15 protein-coding genes are annotated in these 16,135 nt (G+C 73.4%); 6 read left to right on the top strand and 9 right to left on the bottom strand.

Annotation, left to right across the window (positions count from 1 at the left end):
* Positions 1 to 86: 86 nt before the first annotated feature.
* The 6 genes from LG634_RS23870 to LG634_RS23845 form a co-directional block, all read right to left on the bottom strand.
* The gene (locus LG634_RS23870) at positions 87 to 1,019 is read right to left on the bottom strand and encodes a siderophore-interacting protein (RefSeq protein ID WP_226736094.1); all 933 of its coding nucleotides are present in this window, start codon (positions 1,017 to 1,019) and stop codon (positions 87 to 89) included.
* A 42-nt stretch (positions 1,020 to 1,061) separates the two neighbouring features.
* A complete protein-coding gene (locus LG634_RS23865; protein ID WP_226736092.1) occupies positions 1,062 to 2,102 on the bottom strand; it encodes an ABC transporter substrate-binding protein in 1,041 nt (346 codons plus the stop codon).
* A gap of 165 nt (positions 2,103 to 2,267) precedes the next feature.
* The gene (locus LG634_RS23860) at positions 2,268 to 3,428 is read right to left on the bottom strand and encodes an acyl-CoA dehydrogenase family protein (RefSeq protein WP_226736090.1); all 1,161 of its coding nucleotides are present in this window, start codon (positions 3,426 to 3,428) and stop codon (positions 2,268 to 2,270) included.
* A gap of 7 nt (positions 3,429 to 3,435) precedes the next feature.
* Positions 3,436 to 4,353: a hydroxymethylglutaryl-CoA lyase gene (locus tag LG634_RS23855; protein ID WP_226736188.1), complete on the bottom strand. Its 918-nt coding sequence runs from the start codon at positions 4,351 to 4,353 to the stop codon at positions 3,436 to 3,438.
* An 11-nt stretch (positions 4,354 to 4,364) separates the two neighbouring features.
* Complete coding sequence (locus tag LG634_RS23850) at positions 4,365 to 6,332, bottom strand: ATP-binding protein (RefSeq protein WP_226736186.1); 1,968 nt, start codon at positions 6,330 to 6,332, stop codon at positions 4,365 to 4,367.
* Positions 6,333 to 6,352: 20 nt separating this feature from the next.
* Positions 6,353 to 7,969 (bottom strand): carboxyl transferase domain-containing protein, encoded by a 1,617-nt coding sequence (locus LG634_RS23845; protein WP_226736088.1) that lies wholly within the window; start codon positions 7,967 to 7,969, stop codon positions 6,353 to 6,355.
* Between the two features lie 94 nt (positions 7,970 to 8,063).
* Between LG634_RS23845 and LG634_RS23840 the strand changes: the two genes are divergently transcribed.
* The 3 genes from LG634_RS23840 (at position 8,064) to LG634_RS23830 (ending at position 10,469) form a co-directional block, all read left to right on the top strand.
* Positions 8,064 to 8,660, top strand: a complete 597-nt coding sequence (locus LG634_RS23840) for an SACE_7040 family transcriptional regulator (RefSeq protein ID WP_226736086.1) — start codon at positions 8,064 to 8,066, stop codon at positions 8,658 to 8,660.
* Positions 8,661 to 8,737: 77 nt separating this feature from the next.
* Positions 8,738 to 9,523, top strand: coding sequence for a phosphatase (locus LG634_RS23835; RefSeq protein WP_226736085.1), 786 nt, complete (start codon positions 8,738 to 8,740; stop codon positions 9,521 to 9,523).
* A gap of 145 nt (positions 9,524 to 9,668) precedes the next feature.
* Complete coding sequence (locus tag LG634_RS23830) at positions 9,669 to 10,469, top strand: DUF4253 domain-containing protein (RefSeq protein ID WP_226736083.1); 801 nt, start codon at positions 9,669 to 9,671, stop codon at positions 10,467 to 10,469.
* A gap of 25 nt (positions 10,470 to 10,494) precedes the next feature.
* On the opposite strand, the gene LG634_RS23825 is transcribed toward LG634_RS23830, so the two are convergent.
* Positions 10,495 to 11,385, bottom strand: a complete 891-nt coding sequence (locus tag LG634_RS23825) for an acyl-CoA thioesterase (protein ID WP_226736081.1) — start codon at positions 11,383 to 11,385, stop codon at positions 10,495 to 10,497.
* Between the two features lie 6 nt (positions 11,386 to 11,391).
* The gene (locus tag LG634_RS23820; RefSeq protein ID WP_226736079.1) at positions 11,392 to 12,549 is read right to left on the bottom strand and encodes an acyl-CoA dehydrogenase family protein; all 1,158 of its coding nucleotides are present in this window, start codon (positions 12,547 to 12,549) and stop codon (positions 11,392 to 11,394) included.
* Positions 12,550 to 12,769: 220 nt separating this feature from the next.
* On the opposite strand from LG634_RS23820, the gene LG634_RS23815 reads away from it, so the two are divergent.
* From LG634_RS23815 to LG634_RS23805, 3 genes are all read left to right on the top strand, one after another.
* The gene (locus tag LG634_RS23815; RefSeq protein WP_226736077.1) at positions 12,770 to 13,477 is read left to right on the top strand and encodes an IclR family transcriptional regulator; all 708 of its coding nucleotides are present in this window, start codon (positions 12,770 to 12,772) and stop codon (positions 13,475 to 13,477) included.
* 145 nt (positions 13,478 to 13,622) lie between these two features.
* Positions 13,623 to 14,090, top strand: coding sequence for a hypothetical protein (locus LG634_RS23810; protein ID WP_226736075.1), 468 nt, complete (start codon positions 13,623 to 13,625; stop codon positions 14,088 to 14,090).
* A gap of 193 nt (positions 14,091 to 14,283) precedes the next feature.
* Positions 14,284 to 15,432, top strand: a complete 1,149-nt coding sequence (locus LG634_RS23805) for a serine hydrolase domain-containing protein (RefSeq protein WP_226736073.1) — start codon at positions 14,284 to 14,286, stop codon at positions 15,430 to 15,432.
* Here LG634_RS23805 and LG634_RS23800 read toward each other — a convergent pair.
* Positions 15,422 to 16,135: helix-turn-helix domain-containing protein (locus LG634_RS23800; RefSeq protein ID WP_226736071.1), on the bottom strand; the 714-nt coding region annotated here is incomplete at its 5' end. The two genes, LG634_RS23805 and LG634_RS23800, sit on opposite strands and share 11 nt — an antisense overlap.

Genomic DNA, 16,135 nt, shown 5'->3' with positions numbered 1-16,135 from the left:
TCTTAGGTTAGCCTAACCTAAGTGGAACCCAAAACGAAGAGGGGCCCCGGTGTGAAAACCGGGGCCCCTCTCGGGCAACTGCCTTGCTACAGCGCGGACTCCGGGTCCTCGCTGGGAGCCTTGCCCGCGTACGCCTCGGCGAGGAGTTCCTCCTCGCTGGCGCCGAGCCGCCAGTAGCCGGTGAACCGCACGCAACGGCGGTCGATGTGACGTTCCTGCACGAAGTGCCGGCGGACGGCCCGCACGGTGCCCGCCTCTCCGGCGACCCAGGCGTACGTGCCGGGGGCCGGAGCGGAACCGGAAGCGGAACCGTCGGCGCGGAGCGCCTCCAGCACCTGGCCGGTGCGGCCGGAGCCGTCCGCGGCCGGCTGGATCCAGACCACCTCGGCGTCGGCGGGCGCCGCCAGGTCGAGCCGGTCGTCGGCGTGCGGGACCTGGAACCAGGCCTTGACCGCCGTCCCTTCGGGAAGCCGGGCCAGGATGGCCGCGGCGGCCGGCAGGGCCGTCTCGTCCGCGTACAGCAGGACCGTGCGGGTGCCGGCCGGCGGCTGGAAGCGGACCGACTTGTTGGCGCCGGTGCGCGGCCCGATCGCCATGATGCGGCTGCCCGCGCGGGCCCGCCCCGCCCAGGCCGAGGCCGGGGAGGCGTCGCCGTGCAGCACGAAGTCGACGTCCACCTCGACCCCGCCGGACGGCGAGCGCCGCTGGTCGCGCACCGTGTACGAACGCATCACCGGGCGCTCCGCCTCGGGCATCGCCCGCCAGGCGCCGAACCAGGTGTCCTCGTCCGTGGAGGGGAGGACGGTGTGCTCCTGGTGCGACAGCGGCAGGAACAGCGACAGGCTCTGGTCGTACCCGCCGGAGCGGAACTCCCGCAGGGACTCGCCACCGAAGGTGACGCGCAGGAACGAGTGGCCGATCCGGCGCGTGCGCTGTACCTCGAAGGTGAAGAAGCCGAAGTGCGCGGCGGCCGCTGCGGACGTGTCCGGCTCGGCCGGTGCCTCGGTCGGTGCGGTCATGGTGGCGGGTCCCCCGGGAGTCGGGTCGGTCTGACCGTGAGGTCAGCTGACCTTCTTGGCGTTCTGGATGGCCTTGGCGAGCTCTTCGAGGATCAGCGCGCACTTCTCGTACGAGTAGATCGGCTCGGTCGTGCGCGGGGTGATCTGGTTGGCCTTGACGGCCGGCAGCTGGGCCCAGGTCGGCTTGGCCGACAGCTCCTTGGGCTGGAGGGTGCCCGTGCGGTTGTCCAGCAGGATCAGGTCGGCCTTGTACTCGTCGGCCTTCTCCCAGCTGAGGCTCTGGAAGAAGCCGCCCTGGTCGAGCTTGTTCGGGATGACGAACTCGACGCCGAGCTGCTCGAAGTACTTCAGGTCCGCGGAGGTCTTCGGGGTGGAGACGTAGAACTTGTCGGCCGCACCGGAGCCGACGAGGACCTTGATGCCCGGGTTGGCCTTGGTGGCCGCGCGGACCTTCTCGGCCGCGGCCTCGAAGCGGGCCTTCGCGTCGACCGTCTTCTTCGCGTTCAGGTCGGCGCCCAGCGCCTTGGCCAGGTCCGCGGTGCGGGCCAGCGCCTTGTCGAGGGTGGCGTCGCCGCCCACGGAGATGGCGGCGGCCGGCGCCAGCTTCAGGATCTTGTCCTTGGACTCCTCCGGGACGTACCAGTACGTGCCGTCCCAGGTGTTGGTGACGAGGAGGTCCGGACGCAGGGCGGCGTACTTCTCGACGTTGAACTGGCCCCACTCGTTGCCGAGGATCTCCAGCTTGGAGACGTCCATGGTGCCGGCCTGCACGTCGGGCTTGCCGTCCGCGGTCTTGGTCGGGCCGAAGACGCCCTTGACCTGGACGCCGTAGTCGGACAGCGCGGCGGCGGTGCCGGTGAAGGCGACGATGTTCTTCGGGGCGGCCTTCAGGCTGATGTCCTTGCCCAGGTCGTCCTTGAAGGTGAAGGGGCCGGAGGCCACCGTGCCCTTGTCCTTCGTGCCCTTCTCGTCCTTCGCCGAGTCGGAGCCACCGCCGCATGCGGCGAGGGCGGCGACGAGGCCGAGGGCGCCACCGGCGGCGATCAGACCGCGGCGGGTGAGGGTGGTTCGGGACTGGGGCATGTCGATGTCCGCTTTCGTGCGTGCCAGGCGGCCACGGGGCCGTTCGGAGGGAAGGTTAGCCTAACCTTGGCCGAAAACGGTAAGGGGGTCCTAACTTTTTACCGGAGCCCCTCGAAATCCCGTGACCGCCGGTGCGGAACGCGACGGTTGTACCGAACCGGGGCGTCAGGCCCCGAAGCCGAGCTCGCGTGCGATGAGCATCCGCTGCACCTCGCTGGTGCCCTCGCCGATCTCCAGGATCTTCGAATCGCGCCACATGCGCGCCACCGGGTACTCGTTCATGAAGCCGTAGCCGCCGTGGATCTGGGTGGCCTCGCGGGCGTTGTCGACGGCCACCGTGGACGAGTACAGCTTCGCCAGCGCCGCCTCCTTCTTGAACGGCTCGCCGTGCACCAGCCGGGAGGCCGCGTCGCGCCAGCCCAGCCGGGCCATGTGGGCCCGCATCTCCATGTCGGCCAGCTTGAACTGGATGGACTGGTTGTCGCCGATCGGACGGCCGAACGCCTGCCGCTCCTTGGCGTACTTCACCGACTCGTCCACACAGCCCTGCGCCAGGCCGGTGGCCAGCGCGGCGATCGCGATCCGGCCCTCGTCGAGGATCCGCAGGAACTGGGCGTAGCCGCGGCCCTCCGCGCCCACCAGGTTCGCCAGCGGCACCCGGACGTTGTCGAAGGCGAGTTCACGGGTGTCCGAGGAGTTCCAGCCGACCTTCGAGTACGGCGCGGCCACGGTGAACCCCGGGGTGCCGGACGGCACGATGATCGAGGAGATCTCCGGACGGCCGTCCGCCTTGCGGCCGGTGACGGCGGTGACGGTCACCAGACCGGTGATGTCGGTGCCGGAGTTGGTGATGAAGCACTTCGAGCCGTTGATGACCCACTCGTCGCCGTCCTTGACGGCGGTGGTGCGGGTGCCGCCCGCGTCCGAGCCGGCGCCCGGCTCGGTGAGGCCGAAGGCGCCCAGCATCTCGCCCGAGCACAGCTTCGGCAGCCACTGCTGCTTCTGCTCCTCGGTGCCGAACAGGTACAGCGGCATGGCGCCCAGGGAGACGCCCGCCTCCAGGGTGATGGCCACCGAGGAGTCGACGCGGGCCAGCTCCTCCAGGGCGATGCCGAGCGCGAGGTAGTCGCCGCCCATGCCGCCGAACTCCTCGGGGAACGGCAGGCCGAACAGGCCCATGGCGCCCATCTCGCGGACGATCTCGTACGGGAATTCGTGCCGCTCGTACAGGTCGCCGATCTTCGGGGCGACCACGTCGTGCGCGAACGCCTCGACGGTGCGGCGGAGTTCCTCGTGCTCGGGAGAGAGCCGGTGGTCGAGGGACATGATTCTGCTACTCCTTGTGGGAGAGGGCGCGGACGGTACGGGAGGGGCTGGGACGGCCCAGCTGTTCGGCCATCCACACGCTCGTGGCGGTGAGGGCGGCCAGGTCGACCCCGGTCTCGATGCCGAGGCCGTCGAGCATCCACACCAGGTCTTCGGTGGCGAGGTTGCCGGTGGCGCTCTTGGCGTACGGGCAGCCGCCGAGGCCGCCCGCGGAGGCGTCCACGGTGGTGACGCCGTGCCGGAGCGCCTCGTACGTGTTGGCCAGGGCCTGGCCGTACGTGTCGTGGAAGTGGACGCCGATCCGGTCGGTGCCCACGCCCGCCCCGGCCAGCCCGTCGAGCAGGGCGGCCACGTGGCCGGGGGTGGCGACGCCGATGGTGTCGCCCAGGCTCAGCTCGTCGCAGCCGAGGTCCACCAGGGCCTTGGCCACCCGTACCACCTGCGGCACCGGGACGGCCCCCTCCCAGGGGTCCCCGAAGCACATCGACAGGTAGCCGCGGACGTGCATCCCGGCGTCCTTGGCGCGGGCGACGACCGGCTCGAACATGGCGAGCGACTCGTCGACCGTACGGTTCAGGTTCCGCGCGGCGAACGTCTCGGTGGCCGAACCGAACACGGCGATGCGGCGCACCCCCTGCGCGACCGCCCGGTCCAGCCCGCGCTCGTTGGGCACGAGGACGGGCAGGTCGGCGGCGACGCCGGTCAGCAGCGGCAGCAGCTCCTCGGCGTCGGCGAGCTGCGGCACCCAGCGCGGGTGCACGAAGCTGGTGGCCTCGATGGTGGTCAGGCCGGCGCCCGCGAGCCGGCGGACGAACTCCGCCTTCACCTCGACGGGCACGGTGGTCTGCTCGTTCTGCAGGCCGTCCCGGGCCCCCACCTCGTGGATGCGGACCCGGGCCGGGAGCCCCGGCGCGGGCACGGTCATCGGCAGGCCGATCACTTCGCGGCCTCCTCGTCGTCCTCGTGGGGCGTGACGACGGCGAGCACCTGGTCCATGGCCACGGTGGTGCCGGGGGTCACGTCGATCTCGGTGACGGTGCCGGCGTGCGGGGCGGAGATGACGTGCTCCATCTTCATCGCCTCGACCACCAGCAGGCTCTGGCCCTTGGCGACTTCGTCGCCGACGGCCACCTTCACCACGGTGACCGTGCCGGGCATCGGCGCCGCCAGGGTGTCGGCGCCGCCGTGCCGGGCGCTGCCGAGGCTCGCCGCGACCGGGTCGTGGTCCTGGACGTGCCAGGTGTCCCCGTCCCGGCCCAGCCACACGCCCTCGGCGCTCGGGGCGAACGCGAAGGTGTGCACGACGCCGTCGACGGTGACTGCCACGGTGCCGTCCGCCACCCGGTGCCGGGCGCGGTCCCGGGCCGCGTACTGCACCGGCTCCTGGCCGGGCAGCCGGAACCAGTGCCGCAGCGGGGCCGGGGTGCCGCCCAGCCGCCAGCCGCTGGGCTCGCCGAACGGGTCGGTCCAGCCGCCGGTCCGGGCCGGGGCCAGGGCGGCCTCGCGGACCGCGGCGGCCGCCTCGAACACCTCGGCCGGCACGCCCTCGGGCAGCAGCCCGTCGATGTCGCGCTCGACCAGGCCGGTGTCCAGGTCGCCGGCCACCACGTCCGGGTGGGCCAGCAGCCGGCGCAGGAAGCCGGTGTTGGTGGAGACGCCCAGCACGGTGTTCCGGGCCAGGGCGGCCCGCAGGGTGCGCAGGGCCGCGGCGCGGTCCGGGCCCCAGGCGATCACCTTGGAGAGCATCGGGTCGTAGGTGCTGCCGACCTCGGCCCCGGCGCTCAGGCCCGAGTCCGTACGGACGGCCGGGCCGGCCGGCTCGGACAGCGAGAGCACCGTGCCGCCGGAGGGCAGGAAGCCGCGGGCCGGGTCCTCGGCGCAGATCCGGGCCTCGACCGCGTGCCCGTTCAGCACGATGTCGTCCTGCGTGACGGGCAGCCGCTCGCCGGCCGCCACCCGCAGCTGGAGCTCGACCAGGTCCAGCCCGGTCACCAGCTCCGTCACCGGGTGCTCGACCTGGAGGCGGGTGTTCATCTCCATGAAGTAGTACGAGGAGGGGTCGCCGCCCGGGACGATGAACTCCACGGTGCCGGCGCCGACGTAGCCGCAGGAACGTGCCGCCTGCACGGCGGCCGCGCCCATCGCCTCCCGGATCTCCGGGGTCAGCAGGACGCTGGGCGCCTCCTCGATGATCTTCTGGTGGCGGCGCTGGAGCGAGCACTCGCGCTCGCCGAGGTGGACCACGTTGCCGTGGGCGTCCGCGAGCACCTGGATCTCGATGTGGCGCGGCCGGTCCACCCAGCGCTCCACGAGCAGGGTGTCGTCGCCGAAGGAGGAGCGGGCCTCGCGGCGGGCGGCCGCGATCTCGTCCGCGAGCACCGCGCCGTCGCGCACCAGCCGCATGCCCTTGCCGCCGCCGCCCGCGGAGGGCTTGAGCAGGACCGGCATGCCGATGGCGGCCGCGGCGGCGGCCAGTTCGGCGTCGGACAGGCCGCTGCCGGAGGAACCGGGGACGACGGGGACGCCCGCCGCCTTCACCGTCTCCTTGGCGGTGATCTTGTCGCCCATGAGGGAGATCGCGGCGGCCGGCGGGCCGATGAAGGCCAGCCCGGCGGCCTCGCAGGCGGCCGCGAACGCGGCGTTCTCGGCGAGGAAGCCGTAGCCCGGGTGGACCGCCTCGGCGCCGGTGCGGGCGGCGGCCTCGAGCAGCCGCTCCACCGAGAGATAGCTTTCTGCGGCCGCGGCCGGGCCGATCCGGACCGCGGTGTCCGCCTCCCGCACGTGCCGGGCGTCGGCGTCGGCGTCGCTGAACACGGCGACCGAACGCACGCCCAGCTCGCGCAGGGTGCGGATCACGCGGACCGCGATCTCGCCGCGGTTGGCGACCAGCACGGTGCTGAACATCGAAGACATGGAAAGGGTCCTCACATCCGGAAGATGCCGAAGGCCGGATCGCCCAGCGGGGCGTTGCCGCAGGCCGTCAGGGCCAGACCCAGCACCTGCCGGGTCTCCATCGGGTCGATCACGCCGTCGTCCCAGAGCCGGGCGGTGGCGTAGTAGGCGTTGCCCTGGTGCTCGTACTGGGAGCGGACCGGGGCCTTGAAGGCCTCCTCGTCGTCCTGGGACCAGTACTCGCCGCGGGCCTCCAGCTGGTCGCGCTTGACCGTGGCCAGCACCGAGGCGGCCTGCTCGCCGCCCATCACGGAGATCTTGGCGTTGGGCCACATCCACAGGAAGCGGGGGCTGTAGGCCCGGCCGCACATCGAGTAGTTGCCCGCGCCGTACGAACCGCCCACGACCACGGTCAGCTTGGGCACGCGGGTGCAGGCCACGGCCGTCACCATCTTCGCGCCGTGCTTGGCGATGCCGCCTGCCTCGTAGTCCCGGCCCACCATGAAGCCGGAGATGTTCTGCAGGAACACCAGCGGGATGCCGCGCTGGTCGCACAGCTCGATGAAGTGGGCGCCCTTCTGGGCGGATTCGGCGAACAGGATGCCGTTGTTGGCGACGATGCCCACCGGGTGGCCGTGGATCCGGGCGAAGCCGGTCACCAGCGTCTGGCCGAACTCGGACTTGAACTCCTGGAAGCGTGAACCGTCCACGATCCGCGCGATGATCTCGCGGGCGTCGTACGGGGTCCGGGAGTCCACCGGGACCGCGCCGTACAGCCCGGCCGGGTCCACCTTCGGCTCCTCCGGAGCCTCCACCGGCCACGGCAGCGGGCCGCGCTCCGGCAGGGTCGCCACGATGTTGCGGACGATCCGCAGGGCGTGCGCGTCGTCCTCCGCGAGGTGGTCGGTGACGCCGGAGACGCGGGAGTGCACCTCGCCGCCGCCCAGCTCCTCGGCGGTGACGACCTCACCGGTGGCCGCCTTCACCAGCGGCGGGCCGCCGAGGAAGATCGTGCCCTGGTTGCGGACGATGACGGCCTCGTCGCTCATGGCCGGGACGTACGCGCCGCCGGCCGTGCAGGAGCCGAGGACGGCCGCGATCTGCGGGATGCCCGCGCCCGACATGCGGGCCTGGTTGTAGAAGATCCGGCCGAAGTGCTCGCGGTCCGGGAACACCTCGTCCTGCATCGGCAGGAAGGCGCCGCCCGAGTCGACCAGGTAGAGGCAGGGCAGCCGGTTCTCCAGCGCCACCTCCTGGGCGCGCAGGTGCTTCTTGACGGTCATCGGGTAGTACGTGCCGCCCTTGACCGTGGCGTCGTTGGCCACGATCACGCACTCGCGGCCGCTGACCCGGCCGATGCCCGCGATCACGCCGGCCGCGGGCGCGGCCCCGCCGTACATGCCGTCGGCGGCCAGCGGGGCCAGCTCCAGGAACGGGGACCCCGGGTCGAGGAGGGTGTCGACGCGGTCGCGGGGCAGGAGCTTGCCGCGCGCCGTGTGCTTGGCGCGGGCCTTGTCGCCGCCGCCCGCGCGGGCCGTCTCCAGGCGGGCCCGCAGCCCGTCCGTGAGCTCCTGGTGGGCGGCCTCGTTGGTCCGCCAGGCCGCGGAGGCCGGGTCCGCGGCGCTCGCCAGCACCGGTGCCTGCTGCATCCGTCGAGCTCCCTTGCTCGTCCATGCGGTTAATGAGCGTTAACGCCGCCATCAGGTTAACGAGCGCTAACAGCCCTGTCTAGAATGAATTCCCATGAGCACCAGAGCCGCCGCGCCCACCCGCCGCGAGCAGATCCTGAAGGAGGCCGCGCGCCTCTTCGCCGAGCGCGGGTTCCACGGCGTCGGCGTCGACGAGATAGGCGCCGCGGTCGGCATCAGCGGCCCCGGCCTGTACCGGCACTTCGCGGGCAAGGACGCGATGCTCGCCGAGCTGCTCGTCGGCATCAGCGAGCGGCTGCTGACCGGCGGCCGCTACCGCGTGGCCGAGGCCTCCGGGGAACCGGCCGAGGTGCTCGCCTCGCTCATCGACGGCCACATCGACTTCGCCCTCGACGACCGGCCCCTCATCACCCTGCACGACCGCGAGCTGGACCGCCTCCGGGACGAGGACCGCAAGCTGGTGCGCCAGCTCCAGCGCCAGTACGTCGAGCTGTGGGTGGACGTCGTACGGCAGCTGCACCCCGGGGCGCCGGAGGCCGAGGCCCGGGCCGCCGTGCACGCGGTCTTCGGGCTGCTGAACTCGACCCCGCACCTCGGGTCCGCGCACGGCGCCGGACTGCCCGGCCGGGACGCCGCCGAATCGCTGCTGCGGCGGCTCGCGCACGGGGCGTTCGGGGCGCTCTCGAACTGACCCGGCCGACGGCCCGGTGCGTCCGGACGGTGGAACGGACCGCCCACCGGCGGGCGGGCGGCGGCAGAATGGGCGCCATGCCGATACCCAGCCGTGCCGCCCTGATCGAGCACCTCGTCCGTACGCGCATCGCCGGGGAGGTCGCGACCCCGCGGGACAACAACCTCTCCCACTACCGCAAGCTCGCCAACGGAGACCGCCACTACTGGCTGGGCCTGGAGCTGGGCGACCGGTGGGCCGACGAGCAGGACGTCCTCGCCGTGATGGCCGAGCGCTGCGGAGTCGGCGACGATCCGGCGCACCGGGTGGGCCAGGACACCATCGACCCCGAACTGACCGTCGACGCGCTGGAGCGGATGGCCGCCAGGCTGCGCAAGGCGGCCCTCGACCGGCAGTCCGTGCTGCTGGCCACCGGGCACCCGGGCGGTCTTCTCGACGTGCACCGGGCCACCGCGGCCGCACTCCGCGCCGCCGGCTGCGAGATCGTGGTGATCCCGCAGGGGCTGACCGCCGACGAGGGCGCGGTCTGGCAGTTCGCGGACGTCGCGGTCCTGGAGCGCGGCGCGACCCTGTGGCACACCCACTCGCCGAACCCGATGGCGGCGATCCTCGACGGCCTCGCCGCGGCCGGCCGCCCGCAGCCCGGCCTGGTGGTCGCGGACCACGGCTGGGCGGGCTGCGCCGGCCAGCGCGGCCTGGACGTGGTCGCCTACGCCGACTCCAACGACCCCGCCCTCTTCCTCGGCGAATCCGAAGGCACCCTGGAAGTGGTCGTCCCCCTCGACGACCACGTCCGCGACCCCCGCTACTACGACCCGATGACGGCGTACCTGCTGGCGGCGGCGGGGCTGACGGGGGAGTAGCGGGCCGCGTCAGGCGGGGCCGAACGGCAGCTCGACGTACTGGCGCACCGGCCGGCGGCCGGGTTTCGGCCCTCGGTCGTCGGGTCGGCCACCGTGCGCTGTCGCGGGCCCGGGCGCTGTCGGTGGGCGGGGTTAGGTTCGCGGCATGACGATGTCCGCGACGCCTTCGTTCCCGTTGTCCGTCCTTCCGCCCGGTGTGCTCGCCGGGCCCGTCCGCCGGCGGACGGTGTGGGTCGGTGACGTGCCGGCGGCGCCGGACGACTGGGTGCGGCTGCGCGACCTGGGGCGGCCGCACGGACTGCTGCCCCTGCTGCTCGCGGACGACGGGCCGTGGGGTCCGGGATGGTGGACGCGGGAGCACGTGTTCCGGCCGGAGCGGATGTCCGACCCGGACGACCACCATGCGGAGGTCGTCCTGCGCACCTGCTGGGCGGGCGTGGTGCCCGACGAGGAGGAGGACGAGGACCCCGAGGGCGAGGGCATCGAGGTGATCGCGCCGTTCGGCCGCACCTGGGCGGGCCTCGCCGAGCCCGGCCCGGCGGCCGGGGTGGACCCCGAGCGCACGGCGGCCGAGACGGCGGCCGTGCTGATCGGCGCCGGCGGCCGCGGAAGGCCCAGGCCGGCACTGGTCCCCGCCCGGCGCTCCGCCGATCTGCCCGCCGCGGCCGGCTGGACCGGACCGACCAACCACACGAACGACACTGCCGTGCTGAGTGCGGTCCTGCGGTCCTGGGAGGACCGTTACGGCGCCCGGGTGGTCGCACTGGGCTTCGACCACCTGCTCGCGTCGGTCGCGTCTCCGCCGGTCACCTCGGCAGCGGCCCTCGCCGTGGCGGCCGAACACTTCGCCTTCTGTCCGGACAACGTCTGGCAGGGTGCCGGGAGCATCCGCGAGTACGCCCGGGAGCTGCGCGGTGCGCACACCTGGACGTTTTGGTGGGACTGAGCGCGGGGGACCACTCCGGCCCCGGTCAGGGGTGGGGGACGCGGACCACGCCCTCCTGGATGACCGTGATGGCCAGGTGGCCGGACTGGGTGTAGATGCGGGCCTGGCCGAGGCCGCGGCCGCCGTGGGCGGACGGGGACTCCTGGTCGTAGAGGAGCCATTCGTCGGCGCGGAACGGCCGGTGGAACCACATCGCGTGGTCCAGGGAGGCGCCCACCACGTCGCCCACCGCCCAGCCGCCCCGGCCGTGCGCGAGCAGCACCGAGTCCAGCAGGGTCATGTCGGAGACGTACGTGGCCAGGCAGATGTGCAGCAGCGGGTCGTCCGCGAGCTTGCCCCGGGTCCGGAACCAGACCTGGGAGCGCGGTTCCAGCGGCTCGCCGACAGAGCCCCACGGCGGGGTGGTCGCGTACCGCAGGTCCACCGCGCCGCGCGCCTCCAGCAGCCGTTCGACGGTGCCGGGGTCACGGAAGGTGTCGCGGTAGGCGGGCAGTGCCTCGGCCGCCGTCGGCAGGGTCGCCGGGTCCGGCGCGGCCGGCATCGGGGCCTGGTGCTCCAGCCCCTCCTCGTACGTCTGGAAGGACGCCGAGAGGTGGAAGATCGGCCGGCCGTGCTGGACGGCGACCACCCGCCGGGTGGTGAACGACCGCCCGTCGCGGATCCGGTCCACGGAGTACACGATCGGCGCACCGGAGTCGCCGGTGCGCAGGAAGTACGAGTGGAGCGAGTGCGGCAGCCGGTCCGCGGGCACCGTGCGGCCGGCCGCGACCAGAGCCTGGGCCGCGACCTGGCCGCCGAACACGCGCGGCACCAGGGAGGTGCGGCTCGTGCCGCGGAAGATGTTCTCCTCGATCTGCTCCAGGTCGAGCAGATCGAGGAGGTCCGCCAGCGCGGCGTCTTCTTCGAACTCGGGCAAAGCGGGTTACAGGCCCATCGACTTGGCGATGATCGACTTCATGATCTCGCTGGTGCCGCCGTAGATGCGGTTGACGCGGTTGTCCGCGTACAGGCGGGCGATCGGGTACTCGTTCATGTAGCCGTAGCCGCCGTGCAGCTGGAGGCAGCGGTCGATGACGCGGTGCGCGACCTCGGTGCAGAACAGCTTCGCGGAGGCGGCCTCGGCCGGGGTCAGCTCGCCCGCGTCCAGGGCCTCCAGGGCGCGGTCGGCGACCGCCTGGGCGGCGTCCACCTCGGCCTGGCAGGCGGCCAGCTCGAACTTGGTGTTCTGGAAGTGCGCGACCGGCTGACCGAAGACGGTGCGCTCGGTGACGTACTGCTGGGCGAACCGGACGGCCGCCGCGGCCTGGGCGTACGCGCCGAAGGCGATGCCCCAGCGCTCGGAGGCCAGGTTGTGGCCGAGGTAGTAGAAGCCCTTGCCCTCTTCGCCGAGCAGGTCCTCGACCGGGACCTTGACGTCGACGAACGCCAGCTCGGCGGTGTCGGAGGTCTTCAGGCCCAGCTTGTCCAGCTTGCGGCCGATCGAGTAGCCCTCGGACTTGGTGTCCACGGCGAACAGCGAGATGCCGAAGCGGCGGTCGTCGGCCGACGGGGCGGAGGTGCGGGCGCAGACGATCACCCGGTCGGCGTGGACGCCACCGGTGATGAAGGTCTTGGCGCCGTTGAGGACGTAGTGCGTGCCGTCCTCGGAGAGCTTGGCGGTGGTCTTCATGCCCGCGACGTCGGAGCCGGTGCCCGGCTCGGTCATCGCCAGCGCCCACATCTCCTCGCCGGAGACGAACTTCGGGAGGAAGCGCTTCTTCTGCTCGTCGGTGGCGAGCATCTTGATGTACGGGAGGGCAAGCAGCACGTGCACGCCGGAGCCGCCGAAGTTGACGCCCGCGCGCGAGGTCTCCTCGTACAGGACGGCCTCGAACTTGTGGGTGTCCAGGCCCGCGCCGCCGAACTCCTCGGGCACGTTGATGCCGAAGACGCCCAGCTCGCCGAGCTGGTAGTAGAAGTCGCGCGGCGCCTGGCCGGCCGCGAACCACTCGTCGTAGACCGGGACGACCTCGGCCTCGATGAAGGCGCGCAGGGTCTCGCGGAACGCCTCGTGGTCCTCGTTGAATACCGTACGGCGCACGGCCGCCTCCTTGCGTCTACGGGCCGATTCGTCGATCGGACATTCGGCTAAGCGCTTGCTCAGATTGCTAAGTTACCGGGGAGTCACTGCGGCTGTCCAGAGCTGCCGGACACGCCCCGGAAACCTTTCGCCCACGGCCCGCCCGCCCGGCATCCTGGCGGCCGGGCCCGGGGCCGCGCCAGGGGGATGCGGCCGGGGCGGAACCGTTTTCGGGGGAATCATGAGCGGGTCGGCCGGAGCGTCGGCACACGGTGGAGCAGCGGCCCCGGGCCGGGGCGTACTGGAAGGGGCGTTCGCGCTGCTGGAAGCGCTGCGCCGGCACGGGGACGAGGCCGGGGTGACGGAGCTGGCGGTCGCCTGCGGGGTGCCGAAGGGGACCGTGCACCGGCTGCTCGACCAGCTGGCCGCGGTCGGCGCCGTCGAACGCCGGGGCACCCGCTACCGGGTCGGCCCCGAGATGTTCCGCCTCGGCCAGTCCTGGCAGCCGCACCCCGGCCTGCGCACCGCCGCCCGGCTCCCGCTGCACCGGCTGCGCGCCGCCACCGGGGCCAGTGCAGTGCTCACCGTGATGCGCGAGGACCTGGCGATGACCGTCAGCTCGGTGCCCGGCGACCCGGAGCCGCTGGTACCGGTCCGGGACGGCATGAGCTTCCTGCTCGACACGGCGGCCGGCCGGGCCCTGCGCGGCCCCCGGTCCACCGCCCCGGTGCTCGACCGCGAGTCCGTCATGGACGGCGTGACCTGCGCCGCGGTCCCCGTCCGGAGCGCCGACGGCCGTACGGTGGCCGCCCTCGCCGGCGTCGTACGGGCGGGCCGCTCGCTGGAGGCCCTGGCCCACGCGGTCGCGGAGACCGGCCTCGCGATCTCCCGCGCCCTGGCCCGCGGCGCGGCCGGCGCACGGCCGCTGCCGCCGGTGGTCGTCCCCTGACCCGAGGCGGGAACGCGGGCGGAGTCGCCCCGCCCCCGTTCCGCTCAGCGGAACGCGCGTGGCGGCGGGGCGGGCGCCGCGGGCACCGTGGTGGACGTGCCGGGGACGGGCCCCGGCGAACGAACGTCCCACGGGGGGAATTCCGATGTTCCGCAAGCACGCCGCACGCCTCGCCACCGCCGCCGTCCTGGGCCTCGGCAGCCTGGCCGCCCTCGCCGGCCCGGCCCACGCCGAGCCGATCGACTACGTGAAGATCGAGCTGCTCGACCTGACCTGCCACCGGCAGAGCGAGGGCGACCACGACGAGGCCTACCTGAAGATCACCGACGCCAACGGCAACCAGGTCAAGGTCTGGCCCGGCAGCGCCAAGTACCAGACCATGGGCACCAACTACGTCCGCTCCCTGACCGACGGCAACGGCAACGCCGCCCTGGTCCTCGGCAAGCAGCAGGCCCGCACCCTGACCCTGTGGGACTACGACACGACCAGCGGCGACGACAAGCTCGGCGCCACCCTCGTCACCGGCACCGAGGCCGGCTCCGAGATCCAGTACCGCTCCCTGGAGGGCTCCGGCGGCGTCTACACGATCGCCTACCGCGTGATCGACATCTGACGGACCGGACCGCCGCGCACCACCGCCGTCTCGGGGTCACCCCCGAGACGGCCCCCGAACCGGGGGCCCGCCACCCGCAGGGGACGGCGGGCCCCCGGGTCGTCTGCACGGAGGATCCGGCGCCGGACGGCGGCGCCAAGGATGGGTGGTGTCCGCAACCGCGTGCTCACCGAGCGCCATACCCGGGAGTGTCATGAACCGCCGTCTGCGCACCGCCACCGCCGCCGCCCTCCTGCTCGGCCTGGCCGCCGCCCCGGCCGCCACCGCCCTCGCCGCCCCGGCACCCGCCGCCTCGGCCTCCGCCTGGACCACGACCGGCCCCGACGCGGCCGCACTGCGTGCCGGGCTCGCCGGACTGCCCGACCGGGACGCCACCGCGGCCCTGGTCCGGGTCGGCGGGAACGGCCGCTGGTCCGGCACCGCCGGCGTACGCGACCTGCGGACCGGCGCCCCTGCGCTCGACCACGCCCGGTTCCGGGCCGGCTCCACCACCAAGGTGGTCACCGCCGCCCTCGTCCTCCAGCTCGCCGCCGAAGGCCGGGTCGACCTGGGCGCACCCGTCGGCACCTACCTGCCCGGCCTGCTCCCCGCGAGCTTCACCGAACCCGTCACGGTGCGGCACCTGCTGAACTTCACCAGCGGCATCCAGCCCGGCCGGGACTTCGGCAGCACCGTCGAGGAGGGCTACCCGCACCGCTTCGAGACCCTGCGCCCGCAGGACGTCGTGGCCGACGGCCTGGCCAAGGGCCCGGCACACGCCCCGGGCAGCCGGCAGGTCTACCAGAACATCGACTACACCATCCTCGGCCTGCTGATCGAGAAGGTCACCGGCGACAGCTACGCCCACCAGGCCGAGGTCCGCATCTTCCGCCCGCTCGGGATGACCGGGACCTCGTTCCCCCGGGCCGGCGACCCCCGCATCCACGGCGCCCACCACCGCGGCTACCAGCTGATGGACGGCAAGCCGGTGGACGTGACGGAGTGGAACATGACCGACCGCTTCGCCGCCGGCGACATGATCTCCACCACCCGCGACCTGGAGCGCCTCCTCGTCGCCCTGTTCCGCGGCCGGGTCGTGCCCGAACCCCAGCTCCAGGAGATGTTCACGGTCCCCGACATCCCGGGCGCCACCCGCAGCGCCGGCCTCCAGCGGCTCAAGGGCGCCGGACCCGGCGGGCGGGACATCTGGGCCAAGACCGGCTCACGCCCCGGCTTCCACACGGTCATCGCAGCCACCCGCGACCTGTCGCGGACCCTCGTCTACTCCGTGAACAGCACGGACGCGAAGGGTGACGGGATGAAGATCGTCCAGCGGTTCGGCCTGGCCGCCTTCAACCGCTGACCGGCCGCTGCGGCTCCTCCGCCAGCCGCAGCGCGAACCACAGCTCCATCCGGGTGTCCGCGTCGTCCAGGTCCCGGTCCAGCAGGGCGGCGCAGCGGGCGATGCGCTGGCGGACCGTGTTCCGGTGCACGCCCAGCGCGGCCGCCGTACGGTCCCAGCCGCCGTGGTGCGCCAGCCAGACCCGCAGGGTCGGCCGCAGCGTGGCGGACAGCGGCCCCAGCAGCGCCTCGGCGTGGGCCCGCGCCTCCGCCGCGCCGACCAGGCCCGCGAAACCGGCCGCCGCGTGCCGGACCAGCGGCGCCCGGGCCGCCTCGGCCCGCTCCAGGGCCCGGGCCGCCTGCGCGTCGGCCCCGGCCAGCGCCTCGGGACCGGCCGGAGCCGCGACGCCCAGCCGCCACCCCGGCTGAGGCCCCGGGACCCGGTCCGCGAGCAGCCGTACGTACGGACCCTCGGCCGTGTAGAGACCCGTGCCGAGGGCGGCCGCCAGGGCCGCCGGGTCGCCGCCGCCGCGGGCGTGCACCACCGTCCACGGGCCCGGCGGAAGCACCTCGGCCGGGCTCCCGCCGAGCAGCAGCCGCACCAGCGCGGCGGCCCCGCCCCCGCCCGGCTCGGCCCGCGCGGTCAGCAGGGTCAGCAGCACCGCGGCCACCCCGGCGATCGTGTGGTCGCCCGGCGTGCGGCCGGGCGTGGCGATGACCAGCAC

Origin of the sequence: Streptomyces bambusae (assembly GCF_020532645.1) — a bacterium.
Lineage (GTDB): Bacteria > Actinomycetota > Actinomycetes > Streptomycetales > Streptomycetaceae > Streptomyces > Streptomyces bambusae.
This window is presented reverse-complemented; position numbering and strand designations above follow the sequence as displayed.